This window comes from Variovorax sp. J31P179 (genome assembly GCF_030316985.1).
Taxonomy (GTDB): Bacteria; Pseudomonadota; Gammaproteobacteria; order Burkholderiales; family Burkholderiaceae_C; genus Variovorax; species Variovorax ginsengisoli_B.
Genome location: NZ_JASZYL010000016.1, coordinates 143,675 through 151,124 on the forward strand (window position 1 = coordinate 143,675; position 7,450 = coordinate 151,124).

The following is a 7,450-nucleotide window of genomic DNA, read 5'->3' on the forward strand; positions in this document are numbered from 1 at the left end:
GGTTCAGGCGGTCTGGCCGAGACGCGCGGCGTCCCGTGCCAGCGCGGTGATCCGGCCCCAGTCGCGAGCGGCGACCGCGTCGCCCGGCGTCAGCCAGGAGCCACCGACGCAGACGACGTTGGGCAGGGCCAGGAAATCCGGCGCCGTGGCCGCACCGATACCGCCGGTCGGGCAAAAGCTCAGCTCGGGAAAGGGGCCGCCCAGGGCCTTGAGCATGCCCACGCCGCCAGCCTGCTGCGCCGGGAAGAGCTTGAGTTCGGTGAAGCCCGCCGCGCGCGCGGCGATCACGTCCGATGGCGTCATCACGCCGGGCAGCAAGGGCAGCGAACTGTCCCTGGACGCCGCAACCAGCTCCGGCGTCAGGCCGGGACTGACGCCGAACAAGGCGCCGGCCTTGACCGACGCGTCGAAGTCCTCCGGCCGCGTGATCGTGCCGACGCCGATGATCGCGCCTTCGACCTCGTTGGCGATGGCTTCGATCGCCTTCAGCGCCACCGGCGTGCGCAAGGTCAGCTCGAGGACCCGGACGCCGCCGGTCACCAGCGCGCGTGCCAAGGGCACCGCATCCTCCAGCCGATCGATGACGATGACCGGGATCACCGGCCCGCTGCGCATGATGCTCAGGATGTTCATTCCGCGGCTCCTTGTGCAAATGCAAAGTGGTCGTGAACGGGCGCGACGTGCGCCGCGGCGGCCGACGTGCCGGGCTCGGCCGCGTGGAAGGTGATGGCGCCCTCCTCGGCACCCAGGGCGTTGGCGCGGAACACCGCGAACAGCTCGCGGCCCATGCCGTGGCGGGACTCTGCGAGATCGGCGACCGCCGGCTGGCGCGACTGCCACTCGGCAGCGGCGACGCGGACCTGGAGCACGCCGCGCTCGCCGTCCAGCACGATCGGGTCGCCGTCGCGCACCCGCGCGAGCGGCCCGCCCGCCAGGCACTCGGGCGTGACATGGATCGCCGCCGGCACCTTGCCCGAAGCGCCGGACATGCGCCCGTCGGTGACCAGCGCGACATGGAAGCCCTGGTCCTGCAGCACGCCCAGGATGGGCGTGAGCTTGTGCAGTTCGGGCATGCCATTGGCCCGCGGCCCCTGAAAGCGCACCACGGCGACGAAGTCGCGCTGAAGCTCGCCGCGATCGAAGGCGGCGATCACCGCCTCCTGGGTGTCGAACACGATCGCCGGCGCCTGCACCACGCGATGCTCGAGCTTGACTGCCGAGGTCTTGATGACGGCGCGGCCGAGGTTGCCGGTGAGCAGCTTCAGCCCGCCGTCGAGGCTGAAGGGTGCCGATGCCGGCGCCAGGATGGCGGCATCGGCGCTGGCGCGCGGCGTCTCGCGCCAGGCCAGCCGGCCGGCGGCGTCCAGGACCGGCTGCTGGCGGTAGCGGGCAAGGCCGGGCCCGGCCACCGTCAAGGTGTCGCCGTGCAGCAGTCCGGCATCCAGCAGTTCGCCGATCACGTAGCCCATGCCGCCGGCGGCGTGGAACTGGTTGACGTCGGCCTTGCCGTTCGGATAGACGCGGGCAAGCAGCGGCACCGCCTCGGACAGGTCGCGGAAGTCGTCCCAGTTGATGAGGATGCCGGCGGCGCGCGCGATCGCCACCAGATGGATCGTGTGATTGGTCGAGCCGCCCGTGGCCAGCAGGCCGACGATGGCGTTGGCGATCGCGCGCTCGTCGACCACCCGGCCGACCGGCGTGTACTCGGCGCCCTCGGCCGTGATCTCGACCGCCCGTTGCGCCGCCGCCGCGGTCAGCGCGTCGCGCAGCGGCGTGCCCGGATTGACGAAAGCCGCGCCCGGCAGGTGCAGGCCCATCACTTCCATCAGCATCTGGTTGCTGTTGGCCGTGCCGTAGAAGGTGCAAGTGCCGGCGGCGTGGTAGGACTTCTCTTCGGATTCGAGCAAGGCGTCGCGGCCGACCTCCCCCTTGGCGTAGCGCTGCCGCACGCGCGCCTTCTCGTCGTTCGAGAGACCCGAAGGCATCGGCCCGCCGGGCACGAAGAGGGTCGGCAGATGGCCGAATTGCAGCGCGCCGATCAAGAGGCCGGGGACGATCTTGTCGCAGATGCCCAGGCACAGCGCGGCATCGAACATGTTGTGCGAGAGCGCCACCGCGGTGGCCATCGCGATCACGTCACGGCTGAAGAGCGACAGCTCCATGCCGGGCTCGCCCTGCGTGACGCCGTCGCACATCGCCGGCACGCCGCCGGCGAATTGCGCGGTGGCTCCCACCGCGCGCACCGCCTGCTTGATGAGGGCCGGGAAACGCTCGAAGGGCTGGTGCGCCGACAGCATGTCGTTGTAGGACGAGACGATCGCGATGTTGGGTTGGCGCAGCTCGCGCAGCATGATCTTGTCGCCGGCCGGCGCCGCTGCGAAGCCGTGGGCCAGGTTCGTGCAGCCGAGGGCCTGTCGGACCGGGCCCTTGGCGCGGGCATTTTCGAGCCGAGCAAGGTAAGCCGCGCGCGGATTCGCGCTGCGGTCGCGGATGCGGTCGGTGACCGCAGCAAGCACTGGATGAAGAGGCATGTCGGTTTCCTAGGTTCGGGTGATGTGCAGCAGATTGGTGGTGCCGGCCTTGCCGAAGGGCATGCCGGCCGCGATGACGACGAAATCGCCCGGCTTCGCATAGCCCTCCTTGCGCGCCACGGCGCAGGCGGTCTCCACCATCCCCGCTACATCGCTGACGTCGTGCGCCACATGCACCGAGTGCACGCCCCAGACCAGCGCCAGCCGCCGCGCGACCGGCATTTCGGGCGTGATGCTGAGCACCGGCACCACGGGGCGCTCGCGCGCCGCGCGCAGGCTGGTAGAGCCGGAGCGGGTGTAGGTGACCATCGCCGCCACCGGCACCAGGCTCGCCGTCTGCCGCAAGGACGCGCAGATCGCATCGGCGACGGTCGACGCGGGTGCGCTATGCGATGCATCGATCACCGTGCGGTAGTGCGGATCACGCTCGACCTCGGCAATGATGCGGTCCATCATCGCGACCGCCTCTCGCGGATACTGGCCCGAGGCCGATTCGGCCGACAGCATCACCGCGTCCGCGCCGTCGTAGATCGCGGTCGCGACATCGGAGGCCTCGGCGCGCGTGGGCACCGGTGCGCTGATCATCGACTCGAGCATCTGCGTGGCGACGATCACCGGCTTGCCAGCATCACGGCAGGACCGGACGATGCGCTTCTGGATGCGCGGCACCTGCTCGGCCGGCATCTCCACGCCGAGGTCGCCGCGCGCGACCATCACCGCATCGGACAGCGCGACGATGGCGTCGAGCCGCTCGATCGCCGCGGGCTTCTCCAGCTTGGCGAGCACCCCCGCGCGCCCCCGCACGATCTCGCGCAGCTCCTGCATGTCCTCGGGCCGCTGCACGAAAGACAGCGCGACCCAATCGACCCCGAGCTGCAGGCCGAAGTCGAGGTCGCTGCGGTCCTTGTCGGTCAAGGCCGAGATCGGCAACAGGACTTCGGGCACATTGACGCCCTTGCGTTCCGACAGGGTGCCGCCCGCGACAACCCGGGTGTCGGCGAAGTCGGCGCCGCAGGCCTCGACGCGCAGGCGGATCTTGCCGTCGTCGAGCAGCAGATCGGTGCCGGGCTTGAGTGCTGCGAAGATTTCGGGATGCGGCAAGGGCGCGCGCGTGGCATCGCCCGGCGTGCGGTCGAGATCGAGCCGGAAGGCGCCGCCGGCGGCGAGCTTCACCGGGCCGGCGGCGAAAGTGCCGACGCGCAGCTTGGGCCCCTGCAAGTCGAGCAGGATGGCGATGGGCCGCCCCGTGTCCTGCTCGATGCGCCGGACGATGTCGTAGCGCGCGCGGTGCTGCTCATGGCTGCCGTGGCTGAAGTTGAAGCGGAACACGTCCGCACCGGCCTCGAAGAGCGCCCGGATGGTCTCCGCGTCGGAGCTGGCCGGCCCGAGGGTGGCGACGATCTTGGCGTGGCGGTGGCGATGCATGGTTCGCTCCCTCAAAGAATGAAGCCGGTGTTGATGAAGCTGGACTTGTGGTCCTCGACGATGGCGTTGAGCAGCCGCTTGCTCGGCTCGGTCTGCTTCGCGGCCACCATCGAGCGGATCGAGAAGGCCCGCAGCGCATCGGCCACCGACAGCGTGCCTTCGGCCGAATCCTTGCGGCCTGCGAAGGGAAAGACGTCGGGGCCGCGTTGGCACTGGCAGTTGATGTTGACGCGGCAGACCTGGTTGACCAGCGGGTCGACCAGTGCACCGATCTGGCCGGCGTCCGAGCCGAAGATGCTGACCTGCTGGCCATGGTCCGAGGTGATGACGTAGTCGAGTGCGGTCTCGATGTCGTCGAAGGGCATCACCGGCACCAGCGGGCCGAACTGCTCCTCGCGGTAGAGCTTCATGCCTTCGCTCACCGGATACACCACGGCGGGTTGGAACAGCGTCTGGCAGAACTCGCCGCCGCCTTCGTTGACGATCCGCGCGCCCTTCGCCTTTGCGTCTTCCAGCGCCTCGGTCATGTAGGCCGTGCGGTGCAGGCCCGGCAGCGGCGTGATGCTGACTCCCGCCTCCCACGGCATGCCGACCTTGAGCTTGGCGAGCTCCTCGGTGAATCGTTGCAGGAAGCGGTCGGCGATCGAGCGGTGGACGATCAGCATCTTGAGCGCCGTGCAGCGCTGGCCGTTGAACGACAGTGCGCCGAGCAGGCACTCCTTGACCGTGAGTTCGATATCGGCGTCGGGCAGGATGATCGCGGCGTTCTTGGCGTCGAGCCCGAGGATCGCCCGCAGGCGGTGCGACTTCGGATGCTGCTTCTTCAGGTGATCGGCCACCTTGCTCGAGCCGATGAGCGCCAGCACGTTGACCTTGCCGGAGGCCAGCAGGCGCGGCACCACGACCGCGCCGGGCGCGTAGATGGTGTTGATCACGCCCGCGGGGAAGGCCGAGCGGAACGCCTCGAGCAGCGGTTGGAACAGCAGCGTGCCGTATTGCGGCGGCTTGAACACCACGGTGTTTCCCATCAGCAGCGCCGGGATCAGGGTCGCGAAGGTCTCGTTCAACGGGTAGTTGTACGGGCCCATGCACAGCGCGACGCCCAGCGGTGTGCGCCGAATCTGCCCGATGGTTCCCTCGGCGACGACGAAGCGCGAGCTGGCGTTGTCCAGGTCCTTCAGCGCCTCGATGGTGGCCTGGATGTACTCGACGGTGCGATCGAACTCCTTGCGCGAATCGGCCAGGCTCTTGCCGATCTCCCACATGATCAATTTCACGATCAGCTCGCGCTGCTGCGCCATGCGACGGACGAACTCCTGCATGCAGGCGATGCGGTCGGCCACCCCCATGGTCGGCCATTCGCCGCGGCCGTTCGCATAGGCGGCCACCGCGGCGTCGAGCGCGGCATCGCTCTCGGCCTCGCCCATCACCGGGTAGCTGCCGATCTCGACCTGGCGCACTTCGCCGGTGCTGGCGTCGCGCGTGCACACCGGCGACAGCACGGTCTTGCTCGGGCCGTTCCATTCGATCAGTCGACCGGCGACCAGGGCGTGGCGCTGGTGCACCTGTTCGGCCAGCCGATGTTCTGCCGGGATGTCTTCGAGCACGGGGAAGTGCTGCGCAAGCTGCGCATTGCGGTCGGTGGTCATGGAATCTCCGAAGGGAAGTGGATTTCAGGTCGACTCAGCGAGGCTGCATCAACGGTCGAGTTTGAGGAACAGGTTGCGATCGGGGGCGAAGTTGGCGTAGAGCGGCAGCAGTGCGCCGCCGATCGCGCCCGCATCGGCGCCCATCGTCCCGGCCAGGACCTCGGGGCGGGAGACGCCCTCCCAGTTGCAGCGATCGAGTGCGACGCCGAGCTCCGCCTGCAAGGCCGCGAGCATCTCCCTGCTGAACGATCCGTCGATGACCACCCCCTCGAGGTCTAGCAGCGCGGCAGCGCCATTGATCGCCATCGCGAGCGCGGGGGTCGCCTGCGACATCCACTTGCGCGTCACGGGCAGCCAGGGAGCAGCGACCGCGCGCGCGTCCGCCAGGGCGCCGGCATCGAGCCCGGCCTGCGCGTACATCGACTCCAGCGTGAACAGCGACGCCACGTTGAGCAACTGGCGCGGCGGGCCGCCGCTGGCGTCGCCCGGGCCGAGCGGCATCGACCCGACAGCGCCCGCGTTGCCGGAACCTCCGCTGCGCAGGCGACTGTCGATCACCAGCCCGCCGCCGACGAATGTGTCGACGTAGATGTAGAGAAAGCTGCGGATGCTGCGTCCGCGCCCGGACACCAGTTCGGCCACGCAGGCCGCCGCCGTGTCCTTGACCAATTCGACGGGCAGCTTGGTCATTGCCGTCACCTGCGCGCGGATGTCGATCGCGTTCCACTTGCCGGCCTGCTCCGGCGCCACGCCGAGCAGCGATTGCCAGCCGCCGAGCGACAAGGGGGCGGCGACGCCGACGCCGTGCAGCAGTTGCGCGCGCTTGGGCCCGAGCGTCTTTCGCAGCGCCTGGACGCGGGTTCGGATCTCATCGAACAAGCTGTCGGGATCGGGGAACTGATAGTCGAGCACGAGGCGTTCGCGGACCTGCGCGGCGAAGTCGACCAGCAGCACATCGAGGCTGCGTCGTCCGATCTTGATGCCGATCGAATAGGCGCCGTCGGGGTTCAGCGCCATCGGTACCGAGGGCTGGCCGATCTTCCCACGCAAGGGTGCGTGCTTGAGCACCAGCCCGTCGGCCTCGAGTCTCGCGATGATGAGCTGCACCGTCTGCGCGGTCAGGTTGGTCAGCCGTGCGATCTCGGCCTTCGGCAGCGCGCCGTGCAAGCGGATGGCTTGCAGCACCACGCGCTCGTTGAACTGGCGCGTGCCCAGGTTGTTGGAGCCCCGCGGCCGCAGCTTGGCAGCGGATTCTGCGTCTGCCGTGCTCATGGCAGCAGGTCGTGAGCGATCACGCCTTTCTTGAACAGGAAGTTGGCGAACGGTTGCATTTCCCCGGTTTGCACGATGGCGTAGGCGCGCGAGACGCGCTCGTAGAAGGCAAATCGTTCGATGGCCTCGCATTGCGCGCCGCCCGCATCGCCGCTGGCCTGCATTCGGGCGATCACGTCGCGCTGCAACGCGCTGCGATAGTCCTCGGGCTTGCCGCTGACCTGCATGTACGCGACCGGCTGCGCGACCGCCGCGTCCAGCGGCAGTACCGAAAGCACCGCCGCGCAGGCCTCGCGCATGCCCACGCCGGGCAGTCGCACGATCGGCTTGCCGCGGCCCAGCGACTCGGCCGTGAAGTTGGCGTCGGCCAGCACGATCTCGTCGCCGTGGCCCATCTCGGCAAGCACCTTGAGAAGATCGGGGCTGAGGAGAGGATCGATGTTCTTCAGCATGGGCGATCCTTCACGCCAGGCATTCGGCGGGCAACTGCTCGGGCGGCAAGGCCCCGGTCATGACCGCGACCGTGTCGCTCATGCTGATCTTCTTCGGGTTCAGCACCGCGCCGCGCTTGCC

The 7,450-nt window shown here is 69.1% G+C and carries 6 protein-coding genes and 1 pseudogene; all 7 read right to left on the reverse strand.

The window, feature by feature from the left end; genetic code table 11:
- Window positions 1-3: 3 nt before the first annotated feature.
- Window positions 4-633: a bifunctional 4-hydroxy-2-oxoglutarate aldolase/2-dehydro-3-deoxy-phosphogluconate aldolase gene (locus QTI17_RS30035; protein WP_286537429.1), complete on the reverse strand. Its 630-nt coding sequence runs from the start codon at window positions 631-633 to the stop codon at window positions 4-6.
- Window positions 630-2,531: a phosphogluconate dehydratase gene (gene edd / locus QTI17_RS30040; protein WP_286537430.1), complete on the reverse strand. Its 1,902-nt coding sequence runs from the start codon at window positions 2,529-2,531 to the stop codon at window positions 630-632. Before edd ends, QTI17_RS30035 begins: the two co-directional genes overlap by 4 nt.
- A gap of 9 nt (window positions 2,532-2,540) precedes the next feature.
- Window positions 2,541-3,956 carry a pyruvate kinase gene (pyk, locus tag QTI17_RS30045; protein ID WP_286537431.1) on the reverse strand — a complete coding sequence of 472 codons (1,416 nt, stop codon included), beginning with the start codon at window positions 3,954-3,956 and terminating at the stop codon, window positions 2,541-2,543.
- An 11-nt stretch (window positions 3,957-3,967) separates the two neighbouring features.
- Window positions 3,968-5,605 carry an NADP-dependent glyceraldehyde-3-phosphate dehydrogenase gene (locus tag QTI17_RS30050; RefSeq protein ID WP_286537432.1) on the reverse strand — a complete coding sequence of 546 codons (1,638 nt, stop codon included), beginning with the start codon at window positions 5,603-5,605 and terminating at the stop codon, window positions 3,968-3,970.
- A gap of 48 nt (window positions 5,606-5,653) precedes the next feature.
- Window positions 5,654-6,877 carry an ROK family transcriptional regulator gene (locus QTI17_RS30055; protein ID WP_286537433.1) on the reverse strand — a complete coding sequence of 408 codons (1,224 nt, stop codon included), beginning with the start codon at window positions 6,875-6,877 and terminating at the stop codon, window positions 5,654-5,656.
- Entirely contained in the window at window positions 6,874-7,329 is a 456-nt protein-coding gene (locus QTI17_RS30060; RefSeq protein WP_286537434.1) for an RbsD/FucU family protein, read from the reverse strand. The genes QTI17_RS30055 and QTI17_RS30060 overlap by 4 nt, the downstream gene beginning before the upstream one ends.
- Before the next feature lie 10 nt (window positions 7,330-7,339).
- Window positions 7,340-7,450 (reverse strand): annotated as a pseudogene (locus tag QTI17_RS30065) (sugar ABC transporter ATP-binding protein); the annotation flags it as partial.

What these genes read in the sequence shown, in the direction of transcription:
- QTI17_RS30035 (WP_286537429.1), bottom strand. Translation starts at nt 633, where the DNA reads ATGAACATCCTGAGCATCATGCGCAGCGGGCCGGTGATCCCGGTCATC.
- edd (WP_286537430.1), bottom strand. Translation starts at nt 2,531, where the DNA reads ATGCCTCTTCATCCAGTGCTTGCTGCGGTCACCGACCGCATCCGCGAC.
- pyk (WP_286537431.1), bottom strand. Translation starts at nt 3,956, where the DNA reads ATGCATCGCCACCGCCACGCCAAGATCGTCGCCACCCTCGGGCCGGCC.
- QTI17_RS30050 (WP_286537432.1), bottom strand. Translation starts at nt 5,605, where the DNA reads ATGACCACCGACCGCAATGCGCAGCTTGCGCAGCACTTCCCCGTGCTC.
- QTI17_RS30055 (WP_286537433.1), bottom strand. Translation starts at nt 6,877, where the DNA reads ATGAGCACGGCAGACGCAGAATCCGCTGCCAAGCTGCGGCCGCGGGGC.
- QTI17_RS30060 (WP_286537434.1), bottom strand. Translation starts at nt 7,329, where the DNA reads ATGCTGAAGAACATCGATCCTCTCCTCAGCCCCGATCTTCTCAAGGTG.